Genomic DNA, 25,478 nt, shown 5'->3' with positions numbered 1-25,478 from the left:
TATATAAATAAACTCAAGCCAATTGAGGTTTAGAGGTGTAGGAATAATGCCACGTTCTCATGGAGAGAGGAAGAAGACGAGGAAGAAGTTGAGTAAGAGGAAGAGGGAGCGGGGTTTATCTCCCATAAACAGAGCGATTCAGAGCTTTAAGCCGGGTGACAGGGTTCACATCAGGATAGACCCCAGCGTCCATAAGGGGATGCCACATCGAAGATTCCATGGTATGACCGGGGAGGTCGTGGGTGAACGAGGCAGGGCATTTATTATAAAGGTATCAGATGGCATCAGAGGGCGTAAAAAGATAAAAGAGTTATTCATCAGACCGGAACACCTTCGCCTGCAATCACCCTAATTCCAAATTAAGAATTAATATGGGCCCGATGCGATTCGAACGCATGACCTCCGCCTCGTCAAGGCGACGTCATTCCCCTAGACCACGGGCCCTTTACCTTTATGTCAATTTCAATACTAACTCTTATACAATGATGCTATTATAAAAATAAGGTTGGACATTTATTTACTTTCCTCATATTGGTGAATACGGTACGGGATACTATGGTAGGAGAAGATTTAGTTGTAGTGGGTGCAGGACCTGCGGGGATGACTGCAGGGATGTATGGTGTGAGAAGCGGCTTGAAAACCCTGGTACTTGAGAAAGGAATAAGCGGAGGTCTATCGAACGAAGCTCCGGAGATAGAGAATTATCCGGGATTCAATAGAGTTGGAGGCATGGAACTGGCATCGAAGATAAAAGAGCATGTATCGCGATACGTTGAGATTCGAGAGCTGGAGAAGGTTGAGATGATAGAAGTAAGCTCGAACGAGCTGGTTGTTTCCTCCGATAAGAACTCTTATCGCACAAGAGCGGTGGTGATGAGCACAGGAACCAGACACAGGCGGTTGGGAGCAAAGGGCGAGGCTGAATTCCTCGGAAGGGGTGTATCATACTGTGCCACCTGTGATGGCTTCTTCTTCAAAAACAAGCCTGTAGCTGTGGTTGGGGGTGGTGATTCTGCAGTTAGGGAAGCTTTATATCTGCGAAACCTTGGTTGTATGGTCACATTAATTCATAGAAGAGATAAGCTCAGAGCAGAGCGATATCTACAGCAGAAGCTGGAAGATGCGGGTGTTACCATCTGCTGGAACTCGGTTGTAAAGGAGATAAAGGGTGATAAGTCGCTAAAAAGCGTCATTCTTGATAGTAAGGGCGTTGAGAGCGAGCTTCCCATCGCCGGTCTCTTTATATCGGTTGGCGAAGAGCCGAACAGTGAACTGGCTGCGAAGATGGGCGTTGCACTCGATGCAAATGGGTATATAATCACTGATAGAAGCCAGAGGACGAATCTCAAACGTGTATATGCTGCGGGTGACGTTACAGGAGGGGTCAGACAGGTGGTAGTCGCTTGTGCGGAAGGTGCGGTTGCCGCGCTATCGGCTTATAATGACCTGCTATGAGCGCCATGTTGAGGGAGATAGGAATAGATGAAGCGGGAAGGGGACCTGTGATAGGGTCTCTCTTTGTCGCTGGGGTTCTTAACTTTGAAGGGCTGGGCGTACTGGGAGTGAGAGATTCGAAGAAACTTAGCTCTAAGAGGCGAGAACAGCTTGCAAAGCTCATCGAGAATGCTACTGAGGTTCAGGTCATGGAACTCACCGCGAAGGAGATAGACGAAAGGAGGAAGAGCCAGAGTATGAACGAAATCACTGTTGACCTCTTCGCCCGTATCATTGAACTTCTTCATCCCGATAGGGTCTACGTTGATGCGGCTGATGTCAATCCAGAACGTTTCGCTTCCAACCTCCGCAAGAAGTGCAACATACGTGAGCGTGACATCGAGATAATCTCGGAGTTCAAAGCAGATGAAAACTATCCGGTGGTCAGCGCGGCGTCAATAGTGGCAAAAGTGCACCGCGATAGGTCAATTAGAGAACTTGCCACTGAAATAGGAGCAGAGATAGGTAGTGGCTATCCTGCAGATCCCAGGACCATCCAGTTTTTGAATCGGCTGCTGAAGGAACAGAAGGATAATATCCCTGATTGTGTGAGGCAGTCATGGAAAACGTTTGAGCGGTTATGCTATAAGTAAAATCATATTTATATACCCACGATTAACTGATATTGAGATGGTAGTCCCGGAAAGGGAGAAAGGAGGGGGAAAGGATAAAAAACAGGAGAAGCGGGAGGAAGTCAAGGAGTGTCCTGAATGTGGCTCTAAGTGTCTGGTTCGTGATTATGGTAAGGCGGAAATATTTTGTGCTGACTGTGGACTGGTGATTGCTGAGAATATCGTGGACCTTGGACCTGAGTGGCGTGCCTTTGACTCAGAACAGATGTCCAAGAGAGCGAGAGTTGGTGCTCCGCTCACTTATCGAATCCATGATAAAGGGTTGAGTACGCTCACTAACTGGGGGTCGTCAGCGCAGGGGCAATACAAGCTGAAGAAATGGCAGCAACGAACACATATAGCCAATACAACCGAGAGGAGTTTCATCTTTGCGCTCTCTGAGATAGAACGGATGTCATCCGCGTTAAAATTGCCGGTGAATATCCGGGAAGCGGCATCCATGCTATACAGGAGAGCGATGAAGAAGCATCTAATCCGTGGACGTAGCATCGAGGGTATAACCTCTGCAATACTGTATATCACCTGTCGGCAGTACGGAGTGCCGCGAACACTCGAGGAGGTGAGGGAAGTATCTCGAGTGGGGCAGAAGGAGATATCGCGTGCTTACAGGTTCCTATTAAGGGAACTGGACCTTAAGATATCGCCTGCATCACCTATTGACTTCGTACCCAGGTTCTGTTCCATGCTCGGTCTCGGCGGTGACATAAGAGCGAAAGCGATAGAGATAATAAAGAAAGCCTCGGAGAAGGAGCTGACCAATGGACGCGGACCCATTGGCATTGCAGCAGCGGCTATTTATATCGCAGCGATCTTAAATGGCGAGCATCGAACACAAAAGGATGTATCTGATGTTACCGGTGTTACTGAGGTTACAATAAGAAACAGATACAAGGAATTATCCGAACAGCTGGATATAGAAGTGCTCTTATAATACAAATTGCAAATTGAAGACAGAGTTAAGCGGGATATAAATATCTGAGTGTTGCTCTTGCCGTCATCTTTGCTATCCTGAGAGGTTCCGGCACCCTACCATGCAGGGTAAACTTGTTGAGTATGGCTTTGACTTCTGCGGTATCCATACCCAAAAATCGTATTAAAACCTCATACTTGTTACTTAAGGTGAATTTTGTGCGATTTCCCAATCTCCGGTATGCCTCGAGCCTCAAATCGCGCTCTCTATCTTTGAAATGGTGCTCTATATGCCCCTCCAGTCCCTCGGATTCCTCGTAAGTCACGCATACAAGGGGTATTTGCAGCTTCTCATAGAGCTCTTCTAAATTCACTATGTTGAACCAGCTGATAACACAGCCATTGAGCATCATCGCGTTTATATCGCCACGCTGCAATGAACGAAATAGCTGCAGAATACCCTCTGTTGCGTCCATTCCACCCACTGTTATCTCACTGAAGGCTACACCATCTATGATGAAGTCAGAACGCATCACTATGCCTGCAAGTACAGACTTCTCGTACTCCATGACGAAACTCTCTGCTATTCCAAGTACCCTCATGCCCTTCTTGTGTATGTGCAGTGTCATGACACCAGTGGAATAGGAATATGAATCCCGCCTCCCGGATTTGAACCGGGGACATCACGGTTTCCGCGCGCGGTATAACCTTGGGAGGTGGTCAAAAATTCGCACTACAGCCGCGCACTCTTCCAGACTGAGTTAAGGCGGGTATATACAACTACGAAGTATCTCTTATAACATATAAAGGTTGATGTTTTCTATTCTCATCTTCACTTTAATAGTTTCACTTCCACCTCCTCTCCCTCCTCTATTATCTCCCTGCCCTTACCCATGTATATGTATCCATCAGCCTTTGCAAGGGTCGTGATCGCACCAGAGCCAGAGAGGATGGGATAGGCAACCAGGTTACCATTCTCAGGAACGAGCTTCACCAACAGATATTCATTTCGACCCGGCTCAGAGAATATTCTGCAAGCAGTCTTCACATTCACATTATTACTACTCTTCGGCTGCTGGTTTTGAATAGAGCCCGAGCCTGAGCCAGAAATTGTACGCAGCAGTGGAGCGACAAAGAGGTTGAAAGATATCAATGCTGAGGTAGGATTCCCCGGCAACCCGAATACAGGCTTATCATGGCACATCCCTAGTACAAACGGTTTACCCGGTTTTATATCCACACCGTGCAGGATGATCTCCCCAACCTCCTCTATCGCTACTGGCACTTCATCTCCTCCTCCTGCTGAGGTCCCACCAGAGAGTATTATAACATCTGCACCCATTCTCAAAGCCTCCTTTATCTTCTCTCTTATCTCCTCCTTCCGGTCACGTACGATACCAAGAGATAACGGAACAGAGCCACATTCTCGTACAGAATCACTTAGCGTACGGGCATTAACATCGTATATCTTACCATGTGTCAGGTTCTCTCCGGGCATTACCAGCTCATCACCTGTGGATATGACCGCGACAGTCGGCTTTTTATAGACCTTGACCATAGTCAATCCACACGCAGCTATAACACCTGTATCCTGCGCTGTTAATGTGGTTCCTCGTTTAACTATCTTCTCGCCGCGCTTTATGTCCGAGCCTGCGAGCATGATATTCTCTCCAGGTGCTACAGGTTTGTAAATCTTAACCACATCCTTATCCTCTCGCTCTATCTCCATCGTATTCTCGACTTTGACAACCGCATCGGCACCCTTAGGAACGGCTGCACCGGTAGATATACCCATACAGAAGCCTCTCTCTATATCTTCCGAACGAACTTCTCCTGCACGGATGCGTGCCTTTACTATCAGCGTGGCAGGTGCATCTTCAGAGCAATAATATGTGTCAGAAGCCACAACCGCATAACCATCCATTGTCGCACGGTCAAAGGGAGGGATATTAAGAGGGGAAAAAATATCGGTGGAAGCAACTCGACCCAGGGCACTCTCTATTCCCACATTTTCAGAATCGAGCTGTTTTGCTATTCTCGCGCTCAGTTCATGAATCTTACGTTCTACTTCTTTCTGCTCTGTTATCTCCAGGAATTGCTTCCCCATACATCACGCTTATACACTACACTTTAAATAGATGTGCTATCACCAGATAAAAGATCGGCTATCGTTGTCAGGTGCTTTATGTCTTCTTCTCGGTCTGATACCCTAAAGCTTCGAGCATTTCTATCGGGAACGGGATGATAACAGTGGTAGCCTTCTCCTCCGTAGCCTCTTTTATCATCTGCAATGCCCTGATGAACATCCCGCCCTTCTGCGTTGCGAGTACACCTGCTGCTTCTGCGATCTTCTTCGCTGCCTGGAATTCAGCATCTGCGGAGATAATCCTCGCTCTTTTGTCCCTTTCCGCTTCTGCCTGTGCCGCCATAGCGCGTTGCATCTCTTTTGGCAGTTCCACGTCTTTTATCTCCACTGCTGATATCTTTATTCCCCACGGGTCGGTCGCCTCGTCAATTATCTTCTGTAATCTTTGATTCAGCTTGTCACGCTCTGATAACAGTTCATCCAGTTCCGCCTGCCCTATCACCCCCCTTATTGTGGTAAGTGCGATCTGGGATGTGGCATAGTCATATCGCTCCACAACAGTTACCGCTTTCTCCGGGTCGAGCACGCGGTAATAGACCACAGCATTGACCCGCGTGGTGACATTATCCTTTGTTATAACCTCCTGTGGCGGCACATCGAATACCGAAACCCTGAGGTCTATCTTTACCATGGTCTCGAAGATAGGTATGATAAAGAACAGTCCGGGTCCTCTGGCGCCAACAAGTCGCCCAAGTCTGAAGATAACACCGCGTTCGTATTCCTTCACCACCTTTATCGCCGATGCCAGCAATATCAGCACTACAATTACTATTCCAGCTATTAGCAATTCAAAAGCCATTTTTTAGTTCTCACCTCCTATCCTTTCTACTGCTATACATACATATATCATTTCCGGTGCGTTTTCCACCGGAAATGCCACCGGAAGGCTTATATACCACTTTTCACATAACATATGTCAAACACACATGTGAAAACAAGGAGGAGCTAAAAGATGGTTATGAACAGTGGCCAACACAAGAAGGTGAACAAAAAACGAATCTTTATATCATGCCTCATGGTGGTTTTCTTCTTCCTCGCGGTGTTCACGCCGGTGAACGCCGGATGGATTGAACTGAGCCTGAACACACCCCGAGATATGTACAGTGTTGGTGAGACCATTAACTACACACTGCAAGTAGCGAATTCAGATAGCCTGAACTATACATTGAATGTCACCAATGTCTATCCCAATGGCACGGCGGAGCTTCTGGATACAAACCTCTTCCTCACATCCGGTGCTAATAAGACCTATCTGTGCTCTTATGTGGTTCAGAGAGCTGATATAGGTGCAGATAAGAGTGTGAAGGATACACTTGAGGTGGAGGGTTTCGATGAAGCAGGTGATGAAGTCATTGCAAGGGTGACGAAGAGTACGGAGATTCTTGCTCCTGCTATTGCGATCATAAAGACCGCTTCTCTTGATGGTACCTGTCCAGGGTCTCACTCTTTGAGCGCTCATATCGGTGACACAGTAACTTATTGCTTCAATGTCATCAATACCGGAGATGTGAATCTGACTGGTATTGAGGTTAGAGACAGCAGGTATGGAGAGATACCGCTGGAGGGAATCTCGCTGATGCCCGATGAATCAACTGCAGGTACGATAACTCATATCATCAACGAATCGGATGTACCTGCGGTTACAAACATTGCTACTGTTAACGCTACCACGGAAGAGGGTGTAGAAGTGAGTGATGATGATGAGTGCACAGTGAGCGTATCTACATTGGCAGGGATAGATGTCAGAAAGAGTGCACAGCCCGATTCAGGCGCTCCAGGTACGACCGTCAACTTCAGCATAACGGTGACCAATCTCGGTGAACTCAATCTCAGCCCTGTGTACATAAATGACAGTTTACCTTTGGGTTTGGATTTCATAAAAGCTACTGATGGCGGTCAGAACAGCGGTCAGTGGGTAAACTGGTCCGTGGATACACTGCAGAGCGGCGATATGGTGACAGTATATCTGGAAGCGAATATCAGTGGAGATGTTACAGGAACTCTGACAAACTTTGTCACTGTCAGTGGTAAGCTTCCAGGTGGCGAACTCATCACCAATGACACTATAACGAATGTGACTGCGTATGCATCAGGAATAAGTGTGGAGAAGAGCGCATCGCCTTCCAGGGGCGTTAATGGCACTGATATCAACTTCAGCATAACGGTGACCAATCGTGGCGGAGCAGACCTCAGTCCTGTGTACATAAATGACAGTTTGCCTCCGGGTTTGGATTTCATAAAAGCCACTGACGACGGTCAGAACAGTGGCCAGTGGGTAAACTGGTCTATAAATACTCTTTCAGCTTCGGAATCCACGACAGTATATCTTGTGGCGCGGCTACATGTAAACGAGAGTCAGCTTGGAGTGCTTGTCAATCATGTCAATGTCTCAGGCAGGTTACCCGCAGGTGGTACGGTCTTCAGTGAGACTGAAGCGAGTGTAAATGCATATACCACACCACCAGTCGTGGAGCGCTTTACACAGTCAAGTGATAATCCAGTTGAGGGAGAGGACGTGACAATAACCGCACATGTCACGGATGACCTCGGTGTGGATACAGTGAACCTCACCTACATAAATCTATCAAATTATGTTAGCACAGTGAGTATGGTTCTGGTCAGCGGTACTATACTCGATGGCTACTGGAATGCGACGATACCAGGACAACCAGCAGGTACGGTCCTCACAATTTATATCACCGCTTGTGATGTCACCGGTAATTGCACTTCGACAACACCGCATATGAAACATTGGACGACGGATTTAACCAGGTTATGCCCGTTCCCGGGTGTAAGATCTGTTTATCCGCTCCCTTACACACCGCCATCCGACACGTCTACATCACCATGGTATCCACATTATCCTGGGGGGAATCCGTTATGCATAGGTGTATGGGGCTACTAAATCTGCCCCCTTATTTTTTTATTCTCAAAGTTGTAGTCTATAAGAGCGACAGCAGCGACAGCGACCATTGACCTGCATGCTCATCGGTTTAAGTTTATATACAATAAGGCGATAATATGTGCAAAAATAGAAGGTTTTATATGTAAAGAAACCATGAGTAGATAATTGTATAAAATTATGCCCAGTAGGAGGTGATAGAATGAAAAAGTTCGTGTCAGTGTTGCTTACTCTGATACTCATTAGTGGTATCATCACAGTATGTGGAGCCAGTGAGATAAAGACGTTGCGCATCGGTTATCAGCCCAGCACGCACCAGATAGCAGAAATGACCGCGATGGAGAAGGGCTGGTGGGAGAGGGACCTTGCGAAATTCGGCGTTGAGAATATCACAGATACTGAATTCTCATCCGGTCCTCCCGAGATGACTGCGATGATGGCGGGGGAACTTGATGTTGCATATGTGGGCACTGCTCCTCCTATCACTGCTATAGATAAAGGTTTAGATGCGAAGATCGTCGCTTCTGTCAATACAAATGGCTCTGCACTCGTTCTCTCACCAGGACTGGCTGCCAACTACACATCTCCAGCGGATCTGAAAGGACTGAAAATAGCCACTTTCCCTCAGGGCTCCATCCAGGATACAATACTCAAGAAATGGCTTAAAGATAATGGGTTAGATCCTGGTAGGGATGTGCATATCATAGGCGCGGGACCAGGAGAGGCGATAACAGAGATAATGGCTGGGGTTGTGGATGGTGTATTCCTGCCAGCTCCGTCACCTACGATAATAGAAATGGCGGACGCAGGTAAGACGGTTGTTTATTCGGGAGAGATGTTTCCCAATCATGCCTGTTGCTGCCTGTTAGTGAGTGGGAGATTGATAAGAGAGCATCCAGAACTCGTTAAACAGATAATCAGAACACATATAAACGCCACTCGATATAACAATGAGCATAAGGAAGAAGCAGCGGAGATATATGCCCGGAAGGTGAGAGGAACAGACGTGGAGAAGGTGAAGGAGTCTATAAAGCGCTGGGATGGGGCATGGGTTTATGACCCGCATATCGAGATAAACTCAACGCTTGTATATGCGAAGGTGGACTACGAGATGGGTTACACAAACAAGCTATTAACAGAGGAAGACCTCTTTGATACAAGCCTATATGATGAGGTCATGGGAATTGCACCTGCTCCCGGAACAGTCTCACCAACACCACAGCCAACATCACAGCCAACACCAGGATTCACTTCTCTACTCGTAATTGCTGCACTACTCGTTTATATTGTGTTGAGGAGATTCAAAATTTAAATCTCTCCTCTCTTTTTTAATACAATGAAGAGAAACAGGCTAATATCAATATTAAACAATAGGGGAATCATAGAAGCGATCTCTTTATCCTTAACGATCATCTTATGGGAATTAGTATCGAACTTCATTGTGCGGAATCCGGGTAAGCTGCCCTCTCCGTATTCTATTTTGCTTGCATTCTGTGATATATGGGAGATAATACCACTTGATATCGGTATCAGTCTGTTGCATTTTGGTATAGGTATAGGAGCAGGAGCGGCAATGGGAATAATAGTAGGAATGCTTATGGGGTGGTTCAGGATAGTAGACAGAATTATGGACCCGATGGTTGAGATACTGCGTCCAATACCGCCTTTGGCATGGGTACCTTTCGCAATCCTGTGGGGTGGGCTCACGCATTACGCAGCGGGATTTATCGTATTCATCGGTGCCTTCTTCCCTATTCTGATAAATACATACACAGGGTTCAGAGAAGTGGATAAGACGTATATAGATGCAGCGCGTGTGTTGGGCTGTAGAGAGGAGTGGAAATTGATAAAATTCATTGCATTACCATTCTCCTTGCCCTTTATCGCCACAGGTATAAGGATAGGGATGGGGGTGGGCTGGATGTGCGTTGTGGCGGCAGAACTGTTCGGGGTAAGCAAAAGTGGGCTGGGATACCGATTATTTCAGGTGTTCTGGCCTTTGCACATGATAGATAAACTCATTTTATATATGATAATTCTGGGACTTGTAGCCTTACTGCTGGACCGCTTATTCAGGTATTTTGTGGAGGAGAAGTTATTCAAGTGGAAGAGAGGGATTGTAATAGCTAAATAAATGAACCACAAACTTGAAGTTCGGAACGTAACGAAGGCCTATATATCAGAAAAAGGAGAGATAAAGGCGCTGGAAGATATAAATCTGGATGTGAAGCCGGGAGAATTCCTGTGTATCATCGGTCCCTCAGGCTGTGGTAAGACCACCTTGCTGAGGATGATTGCTGGTCTGGAGTATCCAACCAGTGGTGAGATTATTTTGGATGGTAAAGAAGTGAAAGGGCCTTCCTCAGATAGAGGGATGGTATTTCAGGAATTTTCGTTGTTCCCCTGGCGGACGGTCTTGAAGAATGTGGAATTCGGATTGCAGATGCGGAACATAAAGTCAAAAGAGCGGCATGCAATAGCGGAGAGGTATATAGAACTTGTGGGCTTAAGAGGGTTTGAGAAACATTATCCATATGAGCTCTCTGGCGGTATGAAGCAACGAGTGGCAATTGCAAGAGCACTCGCAACGGAACCCTCGATATTATTAATGGACGAGCCTTTCGGGTCTGTGGATGCGCAAACGCGGAATATACTACAGGAAGAGCTTTTACAGATATGGAAAAGGACAGAGAAGACCATAATATTCGTTACGCACAGCGTTGATGAAGCGGTTTATCTCGCTGATAGAGTGGTAGTGATGTCCGCGAGACCCGGTCGCATTGTGGAATGTATAGATATAGATATAGAGAGACCGAGGAAGCGAACGAGTGTGGAGGCGAATGTGATTAGAGAGCAACTGCTCCGAAAACTCATCACTGAGCATAAGAAAGTAGGCTTAATTTAAAGAAGGATTAGTTTGTAGAGTAGAATAAAGAGGGGGTAGAGATGACACTGGTAGTTGTGACCGGAATGCCTGGAGCAGGCTCATCAACGGTGATAAAAGAAGCTTTAAGCCTGATAGAGGATAGAAGTAGAAGTAAGAGGGAGCGAGAGCGATATAGTGTGAGAAATTATGGCGATGTAATGTATGAGGCAGCACTTGAAGAGGGAATTGTGAGGAATCGGGATGAACTGAGGAGATTATCGGTTGAGAAACAGCGTGAAATACAGCTGCATGCCTGTGACAAGATTGCTGAATGGCGAAGAAGTACCGATCATATCATCATAGATACGCATTGCACGATAAAGACTCCTGCGGGTTATCTACCGGGTTTGCCCGAATACGTGCTTCGAAAACTGAAGCCCGATATGTTCGTGCTCATAGAGGCGAAACCGGAGGAGATACTGGAGCGAAGGCGTAAAGACAAGACGCGGGAGCGAGATGTAGAGGATAAAAGCGGTATAGAAGAACACCAATTCATGAACCGCGCGGTGTCGATGACTTATGCATGCCTTACCGGTGCAGCGGTGAAGATAATTAAGAACCATAACAATGGGCTGCAGGAAGCGGCGGAGGAATTCGCCAATCTGCTTTAGTTGATTTTTATTTTTGTTACTCTTCTGCACCTCTTATTCCCATATTTATCGTCACTTCTGCTATATCCTCACAATATTTCGCCATTCTACCCAGACTTTGTAATACAGAAAGGGCATGTATCTTATCAGCACCTTGCTCTTCACGCAGGAGCTGCTCACTTATTGCTTCAGACTCCTCAGTCAGGCTGTTAGCATCTTTTATCGCTTCATTCGCCTTCTCTATATCCATCGTGGATAATGCGTCCAGCGTTTTGATGAAGAGCCCTCTGACATTGTTACCTATTTTTTCTATCTTCTTTATGGCATCCTCTGGTACTTTTATCATCGTTGAATTTCTCGCTATATTCTCCACATGGTCCCCTATTCGCTCCATGCTCTTCACTATTATTCGGTATCCCAGGCTTTCTCGCTGTCTGTCAACACCTATCTTCTTCGCCAGTTCAGGATCACTCATTGCAGCTTTAAGTTGCCTCACAATCAGTAGATAAAACCTGTCTATCTCGTCATCACGCTCTATGATATCATCAGCAAGGTTAGAATCGTTCTTGCGAAGTGTTGCAATCGCATCTCCCTGCATTGAGAGTATTATCTTTGACATACTGCGAATCGCATCTTGAAGAGTGAAATCCTCGTATTTCAAGAAGCTTTTTAGTATTATCTCCCTTGCCGACTCCCCCACCACCTCCATACCTATCAATCGCTTCCTGACTTCCTCCTTTATCCACTTCCTCTCCTCTGCACTGAATCCTTTTGGAGAAAGAAGCTTCACGATATCGTAACCAACGAGGTAATGAGCGATGAGGAATCTGAAATTACCTTCAAGCTCCTCATCTTCTATGAGCGTAAGCTCAGCACAATTCATCAGCTCCTTCTTCGCCTTAACCGGTGTAATCAGAAGGGATTTATCATCACGCTGGATAAGAGAGAGCTCATCACCCTGCTTTATCCCCGCCTCCCTTGCCCATTTTATGGGCAAAGAGATGGTAAAAGTGGAACCACCGGTTAGTTGAATCTTTCGTTTCTCTTCTCTCATCACATTTATCTCTTTATATCTATATATTAAAAATATAATTACATAAATGTGTATATAAAGCAATTCTTTTTATAAACGCAGTATATAAGATATGATGGGGTTACAATGGAGAGGGAGGACTATATTCCAAGATACGAGTATGAGCGGTTAGAGAGCGAGTACAGGCGCTTGAGACGGAAGTATGAGGAGACGGAAGCGTATAAGGAGGACCTGGAGAAGCTCGTTTCTAAATCCCGGTCACCACCTTTAGATTGTGGATTCGTGGTGGAGAAGCTTGATGAGGGTGCAATTGTGAATTTAAATGGTGCATTAAAGGCTTTACCTTATGGAACGCTAACCGATGAAGAGATAGAGGACCTGAGAGAGGGCAAATATGTCTTCATAGGTCGTATTCCAGATAAGAACAATCCGAGTGGGTTTACCATTGGCATCACCAGGGTATATGACCGTGTGGTGGATCTGGAGGTGGGAGAGGTAGAGGAACTGCGGAAAGATGACGAGGGATGGATAGGGGAGATATCAACGGGTAAAGGGCGTGGTAGGATATACAAGAGATTGCGAGAGGAGGATAAAGCGAAGTTGAAGGAGGGGATGAAGGTCGGGCTTCTCCCTGGTACATTTGACATATTGAAGAGTTACAAGACGAAGGAGTTCACGCGTTATGAGATCACGAAGAATCCCGGAGTGAGTTTTAACGATATTGGTGGTTTGAAAGAGGTGAAGCAGGAGTTGATAAATAGCATCATTCTTCCGATGCTAAATCCTGATGATTATGCAAGATATGGAGAGCGTTCACGGCGGATACTCATGTATGGTCCACCGGGCTGTGGTAAGACGATGTGCGCGAAGGCGCTGGCTTCAGCATTGCCTAATTGCGAGTTTGTGAAAGTAGGTGCAGGTGAACTGTTCAGCATGTGGCTCGGTGAGTCCGAGCGGAATGTCCGGATGGTATTCAAGGCAGCGAATGATAAATTGGAAGAAGGAGAGAACGATTATGGTGTGATCTTCTTCGACGAGATAGATGCATTAGCTCAGGAGCGAGGTATGTACACGGGTTCATCAGGAGCTCCGGAGCGAGTTACAGGGCAACTGCTGGATATTCTGGACGGTTTTTACTCCCTGCACCCCCATCTTACTGTGATAGGAGCTACAAACCGGTTACATCTGATAGATTCGGCATTCAGAGCTCGGTTTGATAAGATAATAGAAGTGCCAAAGGCAGATAAAGAAGCTGCTTATTCCATTGCAGGCATATATGTGAGGAAGGTCCCACTTGACCGTCATGTGATAGAAGAGGCAGGAGGAGAAGAAGAAGCGAGGAAGTCACTGGTGCAAGGGCTTGTGGAGTATATGTTCGAGGATAAGTACGTGGAGACGGAGATAGGAAGGATAAAGAGAGGGAATACAGTTACCGGGCGTTTTATCGCACAAGTGTTCAACTATGCGAAGGATAAGGCGCTGGAGGAGCGGACGTTACTCATGTTGAAGCGTGGTAGAATAAAAGATGCAGGCATGCGTAAGATGTGGGATGATGAAGGAATGGCTGATATACTGGATGCAAACAGTAAGATGGAGGAGTTGCAGAAGCAATATAAGCATGTAGAGGATATAGGAGTGAGCATGAGGCATCTAAAAGAGGGCTTTGACAAGTTTGTACAGAGAAGGGCGGAGGAGATGATCGCATCGGGATATGAGGCGATGCCTGAGGAAGACACCGGAATGCACTTCTAAGGGCGTATAAAATGGTGAATGTGGATTTGAGCAGATGGCAGGGGATAGAGCATGAATTCAGGGTAGGTATAAGCTCAGAATCTCCTGGTTTATATCGCTATGCGCGATTTTATCACGTGGATGAGGTGATTCACGCACTTGAGAATTATACATTCTTCGATGGTACAGAGGCGATATGTTCAAAGTTGAGGAGGAGGAATGACGGCTTCTTGCGTAATGGTTCGCGGATTTATATCTGCACGGGTGGGCATCTGGAAATAGCCACACCGGAATGCAGAGATGCATTTGAGGCACTGAAATATGATAAAGCTGCGGAACTGTACATGCAGATAGGGGTGGAGAAGGCGAATGAGCGATACAGGGAGAAGTTGAAGAGGAGAGGCTCACAGCCTACTTACATACAGTGCTGGAAGGCGAATGTTGAGATAGATAAGCGATACAGCCGTGGCACGCATGAATCTTACATAGCAGATCGCAAGAGGTTTGTAGGCAATGAGAATTTACTCATTCCTTTCCTGGTGCTTCGGAAGATATTCTTCGGTGCCGGCGGCTTTGTAGCGGAGAAGGATGGAATAAAATATGTACTTTCACCAAAAGCTATGGTTTCAAGGCGTGTTCTAACTGAATCGCCCTCTCAGTGGCCTATATTATCAACGAGGGACGAGCCATTGAGTACAAAGGATAAATACCGGGTTCATATCACCTCAGGTGAGGGTGTTCGGTCTGAGGTTACCAGACTGCTCAATAATGCACTCACCTCTTATGTAATAGATGCGATAGAGTCAGAGAAACTAACGCATGTGGAGGAGATCTGGAACCCGCTTCAGACTTTTAAAGATATCTCTATGAACACCGAAGGCGACTGGGTAATAAAATTGATGAATGGAAGAACGGAATCCGCAATTGACTACCTGAATCATTATTATCTGTCAGTGATAGAAGAGCTGTTTGAGGAGCGGGAAACATCCTACTGGGATGAATACGTATTAGATACCTTCAAGAGGCTCACTGATAAGTTCAGTCAGGGCTTGCTCGAGGACATGTATGTGGTGAGGCGTCTGGAGTGGGTGCTGAAACTGTGGGTGATAGAGCACGAGATAGACGATTTTGAATACGATTATATCCCGAAGGGGAAGTTTGATTATCGGAGCATGTACCTGATGGATGAGCGAATAGAGAAGGAGATAGCAGCATCGTTCGATTTCACCAATCTCTGTGATTACGATTTATATGAGCACATTGCCGACAGGATAGGAGTAGAACGGATATTAACAGAGGAGGACTTAGGAGAAGCGCTTCTATTCCCGCCGAAGAACTCGAGGGCAGAACTGCGTGTGAAGCTCGCGTCAGAATTTGAGAATGCTGCGCTCAGCTGGAATAAGATAACAATAACAAAAGAGCCAAAGATAAAGATAGATATGAGTAGACCAACGGGTGAGGAGTACTCAAGGTTATTCGAGCGGTATCCAGAACTTGCGCGAATGCCCAGTGCAGTAGTGGTATTCCTGCGTGAGAGGCGTCGTGGTGAATCAACAAGGCAGGTTCTCGTTCGGCTACTGGCGGAAGAGGAGGATATAAGGGGCTGGGAGGAGGAGATAAGTCGTGAAATAAGGAATAGAATAGTCAGGAATCCATATCTGGACTATCTGATGTATTCAAACAACAAGACCTACCGGTTCGATCAGCTGGATGGCTGGGATGAGGATAGCATAGCGAAGAAGGTGGAAGAGATAAAGGCGGAGGAGCGAAAAGGGGGAAAAGAAGAGGAATAAGCCGGATGAACAGCCGGAGGAAGGGGGCGGAGAGTAAGATAAGGGGGATAGAGCAAGAATATCCGGTGAGTGCGAAGGCGAATTTGAATCCTTCATTACTCGTGAATGCTGCGATTCGTGGTTTGAAGAGGCGTGGGTTCTCTCAGGATGTCGTCTGGGATACAGCGACAGAGATATCGCAGGAAGTGCATGAATCGCGAATAGCATCCAGTTATGGAAATAACGGTTGCCGAATCTACAACGACATGGGGCATCTGGAGATATCTACACCCTCATATAACAATCCCATTGATGCCATGGCATACGAGAAAGCATCGGAGATATATGCGCTCGTGGGTGCGAGAGAAGCGAGTCTGGCATTGAAGAAGGAGGTTCTGGTACACAAGAATAATGTAGCTAATATCGCGCTGGAGAAAGGGGTATGGAAAGGTAAACGGGTGAAGACGATTACGTATGCCACACATGGTAATATAATCACACTCAGGGATGCATGTAAAGATTGGAAGAGGGTGGAGAGGGCGCTTATGCCATGGGTCATCACTCGAATCATCTTCACAGGCTCAGGTGACGTAGTCTCAGGTGAGTTCATCGGTCAGGAGGGTGTGAAGTTTGTTATTTCACCGAGGGCGATGTTTGTAACCCAGAAGTCCTCACTATCTACTACTGTGGATCGCGGGATACTGAACACAAGGGACCAGCCACACGCGGCAAGGCGCTATTGGCGGCTTCATGATATCCATTATGAGGGGTTGCGGTGTGAATATTCGATCTTCTTACGCGATATTGCGCAGGCGCTGGTGATTTGCGCTTTTGAAGCAGGGTTCTTGGATGATGCTCCAGAGATAGAGGACCCTGTGAAGACTTTTAAGATGATATCTACGGATACTCAGGAATGTGAGTGGAAGATAAAGCTGAAGTCAGGAGAGATAACAGATGCGGTAAGCATTTTAAAGTTCTATCTGGATGCGATGGAGAAGGTAAGCACGGAGTATGGAGGCGACAAATGGGAGAAGAGAGGTTTGAAATGCTTGAGCAGACTATTAGAGAAGTTTGAAGCACGGCTTATGGAAGATTATGTGGATGGAATAGATTGGGTGACGAAATTAGCACTGCTCGTAAACTATGAGCCGAAGAGCGCCTCAGAAGGGATCAGTATCTGTAATCAGTATGCGTTACTGGATGAGAATCTCGGATTTTACCTCAAAACTAAAGATGATGAGGTAAAGGGTGCCAGCCTCTTCAATCCAAAGGAGTCGCTGGTATTTGCAGAACGGGAACTGCCAGGTGTGGACAGGCATTCATACTCAGCGAGGGTGAGGCATGCACTATTCAATGCTCCGGAGCAAACACGGGAATTCTTCAAGACGGAGATGATGAAGCGATACAGGGCACATGTGAGGAGTCTTAGCTGGTCAACTATGGTTCTGAACGAGGCGAAGATATTACTGGATGAGCCGTTTATGCTCAACAAGGATGAAATGGCGAGCTGTGAGGCTAAGGACATGGAGGAGAGTCTATCAGTGGCAAAGCGATTATATCCGGAGAAGGTGATTTATTAGAAATTAGAAGTAAAGTTTATCAGAGGCTAAAACAAATCAACATAGGTATATTATATTATAAACGAATGAGGGCGAAGGGGGTTGAATAAAAGTGGATGTAGTTGTATTTGAGCGCATGGAGGACGAAGAGGTAGAAGAAGAGGAAGAGATAACAGAAGAGGAAGAGGAATATGTAAAGACCGAAGAGAAGGAGTACAAGTATAGGGATACAAGCAAGGACAAAGAGATGGCAGCCATAATGGAACGTTTGAAGATGAGGGAGAAGAAGGAGAAAGCCGCGGATCTCGTGAGTAGGTTAAAGGGCAAGAAGAAGGTGAACAAAAAGATAATGCCCTATGAGATATATGCTACATCAGGCGAATGAGGTATGAAGATAATACCCGGAAAGGCATCACAGGCATTGGGTGCGCGTATTGCTGCGGAACTGGGCTGTGAACTTGTATTGTGCGAGTTCAGACGTTTCCCGGATGGTGAATTATACACAAGGATAATAGGCGATGTAGAAGGTGAGCATGCGGTAGTAGTGCAGAGCATAAGAAGCGATACCGACCTGGTAGTTCTGCTACAATTGCTGGATGCAGCAGAAGCAGAAGGTGTGTCTAAAATCACTGCTGTCATCCCTTATCTCGGGTATGCGAGGCAGGATAAGCAATTTAAGCCCGGTGAAGCGGTATCAATAAGGGCGATAGCGAGGAGTATATGCTTTAGTGCCCCAGCTCTGGATAGCATCTATGTGGTTAATGTGCATGACCGTGCAGAATTGCGCTACTTTCAGATTGATGTTGACGTCCGTGTCCACGAGCTGGATGCATCGCCGCTAATCGGTGATTATATAATGAAGATGATGGGAATAGCACCAGCCCCGGTTGTGGTAATAGGTCCGGATGAGGGTGCAGAGGAGTTAGCAAGAGCAGTTGCAACTCCTTATGGATTCGATTATGATGTACTGGAGAAGAAGCGGCTAACGGGTGATGAGGTGGAGATAAAGCCCAAGGAGCTGAGTATTGATATTGAGGGTAAGAATATCTTTATTGTTGATGATATCATATCCACCGGTGGTACCATCGCAGAAGCAACCAGGCTCCTGAGAGAGCAGAATGCGGGTGATATTTACGTTGCATGTGTGCATGGTATCTTCGTGCAGAACGCCGTTCTGCGAATGCTCCATGCGGGTGTTAAAGAATTAATTAGCACAGATACGGTGGAGTCGCTATTCAGTCGTGTGAGTATAGCGAAGCTGGTTGCAAAAGAACTTGAACCTGGGCTTCAGTGATTCCTGAACAGTTTCCTTATCTCGCTACCAACGGTCTCAATCTGATGCTTGCTTATCTTCTCCCTGCTCATCTTAAGGAATGGAATCCCTTTCCTGTATTCTTCTACCCATTCAGATGCGAATTCACCACTCTCTATCCGCTTCAACGCATCCTTCATCCTCGCTTTCACATCTTGCCCGATTATCTTATGCCCTACTGACCACATTCCATACTCTGCGGTATTGGATATAACCTCCGCCATACGTTTTATCCCACCCTGCCATATCAGGTCAACGATGAGTTTCATCTCATGTACACACTCGAAATATGCCATTTCAGGTGGATAGCCTGCTTCTACAAGCACTTCAAAACCGTTCTTCATCAGTTCCACCAGACCTCCACATAACACACACTGTTCACCGAAGAGGTCTTCATACGTCTCCTCCTCGAATGTACATTCGAGAATCCCTGCTCTCGTCCAGTGCATCGCCTTCGCCATTGCCAGTGCCACCTCGCGTGCCGTACCAGAAGGGTTCTGTTTCACTGCGACCAACCCGGGCACCCCAAAACCTTCCAGGTACGCTTTCCGCTCCTCTGTACCCGGTGCCTTCGGCGCTACCATGATGACATCCACATCCGGTGGTGGAACGATTCTATTAAAGCAGATGTTGAAGCCGTGAGAGAAGCTGAGAGTCTTACCTGCTTGCATCTCCTGCATTATCTCGGACTCATACACTTCCGCCTGTACCTCATCAGGGATCAGAATATGAATAATATCGCCCCTTCGCGCCGCTTCTTTTATCGGCAGTACCTCAAACCCATCCTTCTCCGCTCGTTCCCGGCTTGCACCAGAAGCACGCAGCCCAATCACCACCTTAACACCGGAGTCCCGCAAACACTTCGCCTGCGCTTCTCCCTGCGCTCCATAACCTATCACTGCTATCGTCTTATCCTCCAGGATGCTATCATCCACATCTTCATCATGTAATATCTTCATGCATCACTCTTGGTTCACAATATATTTAAAGCTTATTCGGTATTAACCTAAATTCATGAGTAGATCGCAATTATATCGGATAGAATGGCACTTGCGGCTTCGATAGATCCTGCACCCTTACCGATGACCGTGATATCACCAGCCAGGTCGGTTCTTATTGTTGCCACATTCAGCGTACCACCGACATTCAAGGGGTCACTGACCGGTACCAGTCGCGGTGTGACTTCAAGCTGCCCATCTATATCCACATCTCCTATCAATTTTATAGCATATCCTGCATCCTTAGCGAGCTTCAATGCGTCAGGTGTTATCTCAGTGATACCCCGGACCTTCACATCCCTGTACGTGGCATCCATCCCGAAGACTGAATTTGCCAGTATCACCAGCTTCACTGCTGTATCAATCCCTTTTACATCCTTCGATGGATCAGTTTCGGCGATTCCTATCTCCTGCGCCTCCCGCAATACATGCTCATAGGGCAGGTTCTCATTTGTCATCCTCGTCAGTATGTAGTTGCATGTGCCGTTCAATATACCCTTTATAGAGATAATCCCGTTGCCCGCGAGATTCTCGCGTATCAGTGAGATAAGTGGCATTGCACCGCCTACCGTCGCCTCAAATCTGATTTCTCTGCCCTTACGCTCAGCGAGTTCCATCAGCTTCCGGTATTCCAGAGCGAGTGGACCTTTGTTTGATGTTACCACATGTCTATCAGATTTAAGTGCGGTGATGATATGGGTTAAGCCAGGCTCCCCATTCGTAACATTCGTCGGTGTCGCTTCCACCATCACCTCATGCTCTATCTCCCTTATCAACTCCAGACTGCTCATGTCTACATCTACTTCGGTCTTCAATGCTCTACCAGCTCTGAATCTCACTATCTCATCCCCGCTCAAACCCGCTTCATCTATAATGGTCCCTTTCAAATCCGCTATTCCCACTATTTGCAGATCGAGCCCATGCTTTCTCAATATCTCATCGTGTTTACGCATCACTACCTCGGCTACACCACTCCCTACATGCCCGAACCCTACTATCGAGATTCTTACTATCTTCGTCTTTGTCTTCTCTTCTGCTCTCATCTCTCATACATCTTTACAATAACCAATAATCATATAGGTGAGATTACCATAATGCCCTTCTTACTCGCTGTCGCTTCCAGTATCTTCAGAGCCTCTTTTAATTCCTTCTTACCTATCGCAGATAGAACCAGGGCGGCAGAAGATTTCTTATCCACACCCGGCATGGATAGAGAGAGTCCTACCACCTCTGCAAAGCCAGTGCTATCTATTTTCTCTATTGTGTCTCTTATATCAGAGTGTACTATGTGTCCGATGAGAATAACGACCATAGAATCTTTCAATCGCTCCTTACCTATGCTCACCACATGCATGCCTTCCGCCTTCAACTTCTCTACCAATCTGTCCAGTCTCCTCTCTTCCATTTCAAATACCAGCTGAACAGGTACCCGCCCAGAAGCTGTCTTCCTATCCCTCTGATGCAGCACACTAATGATATTACCCCCAAGGTCCGATACCGGCTTCAATGCCTGTACCAGTTGACCGGGGATGTCCTTCAGCTCGATGTCCATTGATATCTTCATTTCGACCCTACCCCGACTATGACTCTACGGTTAATTATGAGCAGTGCTAAAAAAAGTTTCTTCAAGATTAAGGGGGGAGAGGAAGAAGGCTTCATCGATAGGATAAGGATCCATCACACAGAGAAAAACCGAAAATCTTTTTATGTATAGTGCAAAAGATTGAATCAATGAATATCGAAATGATATTGCTGGAAGCCTTTGCGGGGATTCTGGTGTTGTCAGCCTTAGGTGTCTTACTCAGTAAAGATAACTTTTATTCAACGTTATTCATGACTCTGACGCTTGTCATGGTGGCGACAGTCTATGCCCTCTTCGACCTCCAACCCCTCTTCGTATTGATCGTGTTCGTATTCGTAGGAGTGATTGGAATAGTAACAGTAGCGCTCGCTGCTACTTATAGGGCGATGCCGGAGAGGCAGTTCTCATGGATATGGTGCATACCGGTGCTTATGACAGGAGTGATACTTGGCTTTTCGATATTTGCACATCCTCTTCATGGTATGGGTATGGGTAGCCAGATAAGATTCACACTTCAGGGTTTCTTAAAGCCCGAATCCGAATATCAACTCCTATTTCTGTTCCTTACTTCGCTCGTTATACTACTGTTTCTATCGGTAATCAAGCTTTATAGGGGTGAGGAGAGCTAATGCTGGCGATAAATCAGATGACTATATCGTTGATCTATGTGACATCCTTCGCAATTCTTCTACTGGGATTCCTCACGGCATTATCGAGTAAAGACCTGATAAGGCTGTTAATAGCGCTGGAACTCATGTTCGGTGCGGTGTTCATGTCTTTAATCCCGCTCTTCGCAGTGGCAGCCAACCCCGCTTTTGCCGCTTCTATAATAGTGATATTCACCAGTGCTGGCGAGCTTCTGGTGTTGATTGCCGCGATTGTGATACAGGACAGGAGGAAGAAGAATATTCTCGTGCGGGATATAACAGCAGGAGGTGATAAGTTATAAGTTATGAATTTACTCTACATGCTAATAATACCGCTGGTTGTAGTATTCATAGCGCCACTATTGAAGCCCAGAGAAGCCACGCATCTAACTGTGCTGGCGTTTCTATTGCCTTTCTTCTCTATCCTGTATTGCATCTTCGGGGGCTGTCCCCGGGAGATACTATTGATGCAATTCTCGCCTCCTATCGGTGATATTTACCTCAATCTGGACTTCATCGCGCATGCATTTGGGCTCACAATCTGTGTGGTCTCGGCAATGGTTGCTCTCTTCGCTCTGCCCTACATGGAACACAGGTTTGAGGAGCTGAAGCTGGATAAGAATGTGGAATTCAGGCGCTATATCTTTATATACAACCTCTATGCCGCTTCAATGCTATGGCTTGTTTACAGTGGTAATCTCGCACTTCTGTACGTTTTCATGGAACTCATGTTGATCAGTGCTTTCCTGCTCATCTATTATTACGGATACGGGAACAGGAGATGGGTAGGACTTCTATACTTAGTGTGGTGCGCAATAGCCGGTGTGCTTACACTTGCAGGCTTCGTTATACTGGCATTTAACAATAACACGCTCGCACTGAATGCGATAATGGCAGGTGGCAAAGGTGTGGGCATGGTAGCGTGGGCGTTCATCTTCGGCGGTATGATCATAGAACTCCCGGTTGTTGGACCGCATATATGGCTGCCCTGGGCACATGCAGAAGCGCCAACACCTGTCAGTGCACTCCTAAGTCCTCTGACTGTGGGTCTTGCGGGGTATGTCCTGTTGAGGACTGCTCTTATAGATTATTCGTTTATTGAGTCATATCGGATGCCCATACTTGGTTATGCGATATTTTCAAGTCTGTATGGAGGTTTCTCGGTATTCAAGCAGACGGATTTCAAGCGGCTGTTAGCTTATTCTACAGTCTCACAGATGGGTTATATGCTGGTTGCGCTCACGCTTGGTCCTTTTGGGCTTCTCGGGATGGTCATCCAGTACATGTCGCATGCGTTCGGTAAGTCAATTCTGTTCTCATCGGCAGGCGGGATTATCGCGGTTCATCATGGTCTGCGTGACATAAATAAGATGGGCGGGCTACATGATTCAATCCCTGCTATTTCTAATGCCGCGGTGGTCGGGTTCCTGAATCTCGGTGGTATATTGACGGTGGGCATGCTTGGTGAATTCTTCATATTGCGAGGTGTTGTAGATACTTTTGGTCTTAAAACGAGCAGTTTAGGCGTCATCCTGGGAGTGGTCTTCATGTTCATCCTCTCGGTCTGGTATGGATTCTACACGTTGAGGAAAGTATTCTATGGTAAGCCAAAATCAACTGAGCGACTGGGGATAAGCAGGTATCTGTATATACCATTGTATGTGATAGGTATCATTTCCGTGCTGTTATTGTTCCCACCGCTCTCAACGGTGCTAATTCATGGATTGGATATGATATCAGGTTTAGGAGGTGTGGTGCCATGAACGAATGGTTGGTATTTCTGCTACTGTTCTTCTCACCGGTCGTGAGCAGTATCCCCATCGCATTGCTATACAAGAGCAAGGAGTGGACAGCGCGACTGCCCTATCTCTCGGTCTTCGGCATTTTCATCTCGGTCTTGATGAGTCTTTATATCTTCTTCACATTCCCGAGCGAATTGCCGGACTGCAGGTTCGTCTCACCTTATACATGGATTCCGGGCATGGGGATAAACATCGTGCTCATTACTGATTATTTAAGCAGAAGTATGGGTGTTATAACAGCGTTAATTGCGTTTTTCATCGCTATCTACGGGCTGGATTACATGCGTGGCGACTATCGCCCATCATGGTACTGGTTCTTCTTCAATCTCTTCACGGCGTCCATGCTGCTTGTGGTGTATAGTGACAATCTATTCTTATTGTTTGTTGGCTGGGAAGGTTTAGGAGCGGCATCGTGGGGTTTAATCGGCCACTGGTTCCGTGATGATGACGAGATTGCATACGTGGGAGTGCCGGGGCGAAAGGTGGGGCCGCTGGAATTTTGCTGGCCACCGAGCTTCGGCGGCTGGCGCGCTATCTCAACGATAAGGTTTGGTGATGTCCCGATGTTCTTTGCAATCGCAGCGATATGGGTATTCGCTGGTGGTAATCTGAACATCTCGGAGATAGCATGGGGTGCGTTATTCATGAAGATCGGTGCTGCCGGTACTGTAATCCTGATGGTCATGCTACTCATGGGGCTTTTCACCAAGTCTGCGCAGGTGCCGTTTTCCGAGTGGTTGATGACCGCAATGACCGGTCCCACAACTGTCAGCGCGCTCCTGCATTCAGCGACGATGGTTGCTGCGGGTGCTTATGTGTTCATCAAGCTCACATGGTATATACAGCCATGGAGTACGCACATGCATAATATCCCGGGTGTGGAGTCAGTATATATGATTGTGCTGTTTGTGGGACTGGCATCGGGTTTGTATGGTGCACTTGTAGCGACAGGTATGTTAGAGCGGAAGGTACTGCTCGCAGCATCCACGATGTCCAGTCTTGGACTGATGTTCGGCACCGCGGCGGCATCTTACTGGCTGCCTGAGGAGGTGCCGGGTACGGGTATGAACTTTGCGCTGCTCGTGGCGTTCTGGTATTTAGCGGTTCATGCATTTGCGAAGGCGAGTCTGTTCCTTGTTAGTGGGCATCTAATCCATGCCACACATACACGATTCTCAGTGGGCAATCTGGAATTTGGTAAGAAGATGAAGGCCACATTTGCTGTAACACTCGTAGCAACGACTTTCCTCGTGGGTATGCCACCGTTTACCGCTTACTGGGTGAAATCTGGGATGGATGAAGTCATGGAGCATCTACTTCATGAGGGTATGCTCCTGCCGCTCATTCTACTCTTAGCAACTTCATTGACTTATTCGGCAATACTGGCGCGATTCACGAGTTTGAACTTCATAAAAGGTGAGAAGCCGAAGCATGAGCATTTAG

At 46.7% G+C, this 25,478-nt stretch carries 25 protein-coding genes and 2 tRNA genes; 18 read left to right on the top strand and 9 right to left on the bottom strand.

The window, feature by feature from the left end; all coding sequences use genetic code 11:
- The first annotated feature begins 46 nt into the window (after positions 1 to 46).
- Positions 47 to 352, top strand: coding sequence for a 50S ribosomal protein L21e (locus tag J7J01_05400; protein MCD6210313.1), 306 nt, complete (start codon positions 47 to 49; stop codon positions 350 to 352).
- Positions 353 to 372: 20 nt separating this feature from the next.
- Here the strand turns inward: J7J01_05400 and J7J01_05395 are convergent.
- A tRNA-Val gene (locus J7J01_05395) sits at positions 373 to 444 on the bottom strand.
- A 111-nt stretch (positions 445 to 555) separates the two neighbouring features.
- Here J7J01_05395 and J7J01_05390 point away from each other — a divergent pair.
- Genes J7J01_05390 through J7J01_05380 form a run of 3 tightly spaced genes read left to right on the top strand, consistent with a single transcriptional unit; the run spans position 556 to position 3,057 of the window.
- Entirely contained in the window at positions 556 to 1,455 is a 900-nt protein-coding gene (locus J7J01_05390) for an FAD-dependent oxidoreductase (protein MCD6210312.1), read from the top strand.
- The gene (gene rnhB, locus J7J01_05385; GenBank protein MCD6210311.1) at positions 1,452 to 2,087 is read left to right on the top strand and encodes a ribonuclease HII; all 636 of its coding nucleotides are present in this window, start codon (positions 1,452 to 1,454) and stop codon (positions 2,085 to 2,087) included. The genes J7J01_05390 and rnhB overlap by 4 nt, the downstream gene beginning before the upstream one ends.
- A gap of 37 nt (positions 2,088 to 2,124) precedes the next feature.
- Positions 2,125 to 3,057: a transcription initiation factor IIB gene (locus tag J7J01_05380; GenBank protein ID MCD6210310.1), complete on the top strand. Its 933-nt coding sequence runs from the start codon at positions 2,125 to 2,127 to the stop codon at positions 3,055 to 3,057.
- A 25-nt stretch (positions 3,058 to 3,082) separates the two neighbouring features.
- Here J7J01_05380 and J7J01_05375 read toward each other — a convergent pair whose 3' ends face one another.
- The 4 genes from J7J01_05375 to J7J01_05360 all read right to left on the bottom strand — a co-directional run bounded on the left by J7J01_05375 (position 3,083) and on the right by J7J01_05360 (position 5,980).
- Entirely contained in the window at positions 3,083 to 3,664 is a 582-nt protein-coding gene (locus J7J01_05375; protein MCD6210309.1) for a DUF99 family protein, read from the bottom strand.
- 25 nt (positions 3,665 to 3,689) lie between these two features.
- Positions 3,690 to 3,806, bottom strand: a tRNA-Tyr gene (locus J7J01_05370).
- Positions 3,807 to 3,867: 61 nt separating this feature from the next.
- The gene (locus tag J7J01_05365; GenBank protein MCD6210308.1) at positions 3,868 to 5,142 is read right to left on the bottom strand and encodes a hypothetical protein; all 1,275 of its coding nucleotides are present in this window, start codon (positions 5,140 to 5,142) and stop codon (positions 3,868 to 3,870) included.
- 76 nt (positions 5,143 to 5,218) lie between these two features.
- On the bottom strand, positions 5,219 to 5,980 hold the full coding sequence (locus tag J7J01_05360) for a slipin family protein (GenBank protein MCD6210307.1): 762 nt from the start codon (positions 5,978 to 5,980) through the stop codon (positions 5,219 to 5,221).
- A gap of 153 nt (positions 5,981 to 6,133) precedes the next feature.
- Between J7J01_05360 and J7J01_05355 the strand changes: the two genes are divergently transcribed.
- The 5 genes from J7J01_05355 (at position 6,134) to J7J01_05335 (ending at position 11,620) form a co-directional block, all read left to right on the top strand.
- Positions 6,134 to 8,086, top strand: a complete 1,953-nt coding sequence (locus J7J01_05355) for a DUF11 domain-containing protein (protein MCD6210306.1) — start codon at positions 6,134 to 6,136, stop codon at positions 8,084 to 8,086.
- A 199-nt stretch (positions 8,087 to 8,285) separates the two neighbouring features.
- Complete coding sequence (locus J7J01_05350) at positions 8,286 to 9,395, top strand: ABC transporter substrate-binding protein (protein MCD6210305.1); 1,110 nt, start codon at positions 8,286 to 8,288, stop codon at positions 9,393 to 9,395.
- A 24-nt stretch (positions 9,396 to 9,419) separates the two neighbouring features.
- A complete protein-coding gene (locus J7J01_05345; protein MCD6210304.1) occupies positions 9,420 to 10,217 on the top strand; it encodes an ABC transporter permease in 798 nt (265 codons plus the stop codon).
- Positions 10,218 to 10,988, top strand: coding sequence for an ABC transporter ATP-binding protein (locus tag J7J01_05340; GenBank protein MCD6210303.1), 771 nt, complete (start codon positions 10,218 to 10,220; stop codon positions 10,986 to 10,988).
- A gap of 41 nt (positions 10,989 to 11,029) precedes the next feature.
- Positions 11,030 to 11,620 (top strand): adenylate kinase, encoded by a 591-nt coding sequence (locus tag J7J01_05335; GenBank protein MCD6210302.1) that lies wholly within the window; start codon positions 11,030 to 11,032, stop codon positions 11,618 to 11,620.
- Positions 11,621 to 11,636: 16 nt separating this feature from the next.
- On the opposite strand, the gene J7J01_05330 is transcribed toward J7J01_05335, so the two are convergent.
- A complete protein-coding gene (locus tag J7J01_05330) occupies positions 11,637 to 12,653 on the bottom strand; it encodes a phosphate uptake regulator PhoU (GenBank protein ID MCD6210301.1) in 1,017 nt (338 codons plus the stop codon).
- A 105-nt stretch (positions 12,654 to 12,758) separates the two neighbouring features.
- Here J7J01_05330 and J7J01_05325 point away from each other — a divergent pair, with 105 nt between their 5' ends.
- The 5 genes from J7J01_05325 to J7J01_05305 all read left to right on the top strand — a co-directional run bounded on the left by J7J01_05325 (position 12,759) and on the right by J7J01_05305 (position 18,988).
- Complete coding sequence (locus J7J01_05325; GenBank protein MCD6210300.1) at positions 12,759 to 14,384, top strand: 26S protease regulatory subunit; 1,626 nt, start codon at positions 12,759 to 12,761, stop codon at positions 14,382 to 14,384.
- An 11-nt stretch (positions 14,385 to 14,395) separates the two neighbouring features.
- Positions 14,396 to 16,156, top strand: coding sequence for a proteasome accessory factor PafA2 family protein (locus J7J01_05320; GenBank protein ID MCD6210299.1), 1,761 nt, complete (start codon positions 14,396 to 14,398; stop codon positions 16,154 to 16,156).
- A 5-nt stretch (positions 16,157 to 16,161) separates the two neighbouring features.
- Complete coding sequence (locus J7J01_05315) at positions 16,162 to 17,715, top strand: proteasome accessory factor PafA2 family protein (GenBank protein MCD6210298.1); 1,554 nt, start codon at positions 16,162 to 16,164, stop codon at positions 17,713 to 17,715.
- 91 nt (positions 17,716 to 17,806) lie between these two features.
- Positions 17,807 to 18,079 carry a hypothetical protein gene (locus tag J7J01_05310; GenBank protein ID MCD6210297.1) on the top strand — a complete coding sequence of 91 codons (273 nt, stop codon included), beginning with the start codon at positions 17,807 to 17,809 and terminating at the stop codon, positions 18,077 to 18,079.
- 3 nt (positions 18,080 to 18,082) lie between these two features.
- Positions 18,083 to 18,988 carry a ribose-phosphate diphosphokinase gene (locus tag J7J01_05305; GenBank protein MCD6210296.1) on the top strand — a complete coding sequence of 302 codons (906 nt, stop codon included), beginning with the start codon at positions 18,083 to 18,085 and terminating at the stop codon, positions 18,986 to 18,988.
- On the opposite strand, the gene ilvC is transcribed toward J7J01_05305, so the two are convergent.
- Genes ilvC through J7J01_05290 form a run of 3 tightly spaced genes read right to left on the bottom strand, consistent with a single transcriptional unit; the run spans position 18,982 to position 21,568 of the window.
- The gene (gene ilvC / locus J7J01_05300) at positions 18,982 to 19,965 is read right to left on the bottom strand and encodes a ketol-acid reductoisomerase (protein ID MCD6210295.1); all 984 of its coding nucleotides are present in this window, start codon (positions 19,963 to 19,965) and stop codon (positions 18,982 to 18,984) included. The two genes, J7J01_05305 and ilvC, sit on opposite strands and share 7 nt — an antisense overlap.
- A gap of 53 nt (positions 19,966 to 20,018) precedes the next feature.
- Positions 20,019 to 21,047, bottom strand: a complete 1,029-nt coding sequence (locus tag J7J01_05295; protein ID MCD6210294.1) for a homoserine dehydrogenase — start codon at positions 21,045 to 21,047, stop codon at positions 20,019 to 20,021.
- A gap of 29 nt (positions 21,048 to 21,076) precedes the next feature.
- A complete protein-coding gene (locus J7J01_05290) occupies positions 21,077 to 21,568 on the bottom strand; it encodes a hypothetical protein (GenBank protein ID MCD6210293.1) in 492 nt (163 codons plus the stop codon).
- Between the two features lie 167 nt (positions 21,569 to 21,735).
- Between J7J01_05290 and J7J01_05285 the strand changes: the two genes are divergently transcribed.
- The 4 genes from J7J01_05285 to J7J01_05270 form a co-directional block, all read left to right on the top strand.
- Positions 21,736 to 22,215, top strand: coding sequence for an NADH-quinone oxidoreductase subunit J (locus J7J01_05285; protein ID MCD6210292.1), 480 nt, complete (start codon positions 21,736 to 21,738; stop codon positions 22,213 to 22,215).
- On the top strand, positions 22,215 to 22,535 hold the full coding sequence (locus J7J01_05280) for a hypothetical protein (GenBank protein ID MCD6210291.1): 321 nt from the start codon (positions 22,215 to 22,217) through the stop codon (positions 22,533 to 22,535). The genes J7J01_05285 and J7J01_05280 overlap by 1 nt, the downstream gene beginning before the upstream one ends.
- A 3-nt stretch (positions 22,536 to 22,538) precedes the next feature.
- Positions 22,539 to 23,996 carry an NADH dehydrogenase gene (locus tag J7J01_05275; GenBank protein ID MCD6210290.1) on the top strand — a complete coding sequence of 486 codons (1,458 nt, stop codon included), beginning with the start codon at positions 22,539 to 22,541 and terminating at the stop codon, positions 23,994 to 23,996.
- The coding region (locus J7J01_05270; protein ID MCD6210289.1) for an NADH-quinone oxidoreductase subunit L at positions 23,993 to 25,478 on the top strand (1,486 nt) is incomplete at its 3' end. The genes J7J01_05275 and J7J01_05270, both read left to right, overlap by 4 nt.

Source organism: Methanophagales archaeon, from assembly GCA_021159465.1.
Lineage (GTDB): Archaea > Halobacteriota > Syntropharchaeia > Alkanophagales > Methanospirareceae > G60ANME1.
Note: the sequence above shows the minus strand (reverse complement) of the source record. Positions and strands in the feature narration are given on the sequence as shown.

Excerpts from the sequence above, each read along its gene's own strand:
- J7J01_05330 (MCD6210301.1), bottom strand. The coding sequence starts at position 12,653 with ATGAGAGAAGAGAAACGAAAGATTCAACTAACCGGTGGTTCCACTTTT.
- J7J01_05275 (MCD6210290.1), top strand. The coding sequence starts at position 22,539 with ATGAATTTACTCTACATGCTAATAATACCGCTGGTTGTAGTATTCATA.
- J7J01_05400 (MCD6210313.1), top strand. The coding sequence starts at position 47 with ATGCCACGTTCTCATGGAGAGAGGAAGAAGACGAGGAAGAAGTTGAGT.
- rnhB (MCD6210311.1), top strand. The coding sequence starts at position 1,452 with ATGAGCGCCATGTTGAGGGAGATAGGAATAGATGAAGCGGGAAGGGGA.
- J7J01_05390 (MCD6210312.1), top strand. The coding sequence starts at position 556 with ATGGTAGGAGAAGATTTAGTTGTAGTGGGTGCAGGACCTGCGGGGATG.
- J7J01_05295 (MCD6210294.1), bottom strand. The coding sequence starts at position 21,047 with ATGAGAGCAGAAGAGAAGACAAAGACGAAGATAGTAAGAATCTCGATA.
- J7J01_05335 (MCD6210302.1), top strand. The coding sequence starts at position 11,030 with ATGACACTGGTAGTTGTGACCGGAATGCCTGGAGCAGGCTCATCAACG.
- J7J01_05365 (MCD6210308.1), bottom strand. The coding sequence starts at position 5,142 with ATGGGGAAGCAATTCCTGGAGATAACAGAGCAGAAAGAAGTAGAACGT.
- J7J01_05345 (MCD6210304.1), top strand. The coding sequence starts at position 9,420 with ATGAAGAGAAACAGGCTAATATCAATATTAAACAATAGGGGAATCATA.
- J7J01_05285 (MCD6210292.1), top strand. The coding sequence starts at position 21,736 with ATGAATATCGAAATGATATTGCTGGAAGCCTTTGCGGGGATTCTGGTG.
- J7J01_05325 (MCD6210300.1), top strand. The coding sequence starts at position 12,759 with ATGGAGAGGGAGGACTATATTCCAAGATACGAGTATGAGCGGTTAGAG.
- J7J01_05375 (MCD6210309.1), bottom strand. The coding sequence starts at position 3,664 with ATGACACTGCACATACACAAGAAGGGCATGAGGGTACTTGGAATAGCA.
- J7J01_05315 (MCD6210298.1), top strand. The coding sequence starts at position 16,162 with ATGAACAGCCGGAGGAAGGGGGCGGAGAGTAAGATAAGGGGGATAGAG.
- J7J01_05380 (MCD6210310.1), top strand. The coding sequence starts at position 2,125 with ATGGTAGTCCCGGAAAGGGAGAAAGGAGGGGGAAAGGATAAAAAACAG.
- ilvC (MCD6210295.1), bottom strand. The coding sequence starts at position 19,965 with ATGAAGATATTACATGATGAAGATGTGGATGATAGCATCCTGGAGGAT.
- J7J01_05355 (MCD6210306.1), top strand. The coding sequence starts at position 6,134 with ATGGTTATGAACAGTGGCCAACACAAGAAGGTGAACAAAAAACGAATC.
- J7J01_05290 (MCD6210293.1), bottom strand. The coding sequence starts at position 21,568 with ATGAAGATATCAATGGACATCGAGCTGAAGGACATCCCCGGTCAACTG.
- J7J01_05360 (MCD6210307.1), bottom strand. The coding sequence starts at position 5,980 with ATGGCTTTTGAATTGCTAATAGCTGGAATAGTAATTGTAGTGCTGATA.
- J7J01_05280 (MCD6210291.1), top strand. The coding sequence starts at position 22,215 with ATGCTGGCGATAAATCAGATGACTATATCGTTGATCTATGTGACATCC.
- J7J01_05320 (MCD6210299.1), top strand. The coding sequence starts at position 14,396 with ATGGTGAATGTGGATTTGAGCAGATGGCAGGGGATAGAGCATGAATTC.
- J7J01_05340 (MCD6210303.1), top strand. The coding sequence starts at position 10,218 with ATGAACCACAAACTTGAAGTTCGGAACGTAACGAAGGCCTATATATCA.
- J7J01_05350 (MCD6210305.1), top strand. The coding sequence starts at position 8,286 with ATGAAAAAGTTCGTGTCAGTGTTGCTTACTCTGATACTCATTAGTGGT.
- J7J01_05305 (MCD6210296.1), top strand. The coding sequence starts at position 18,083 with ATGAAGATAATACCCGGAAAGGCATCACAGGCATTGGGTGCGCGTATT.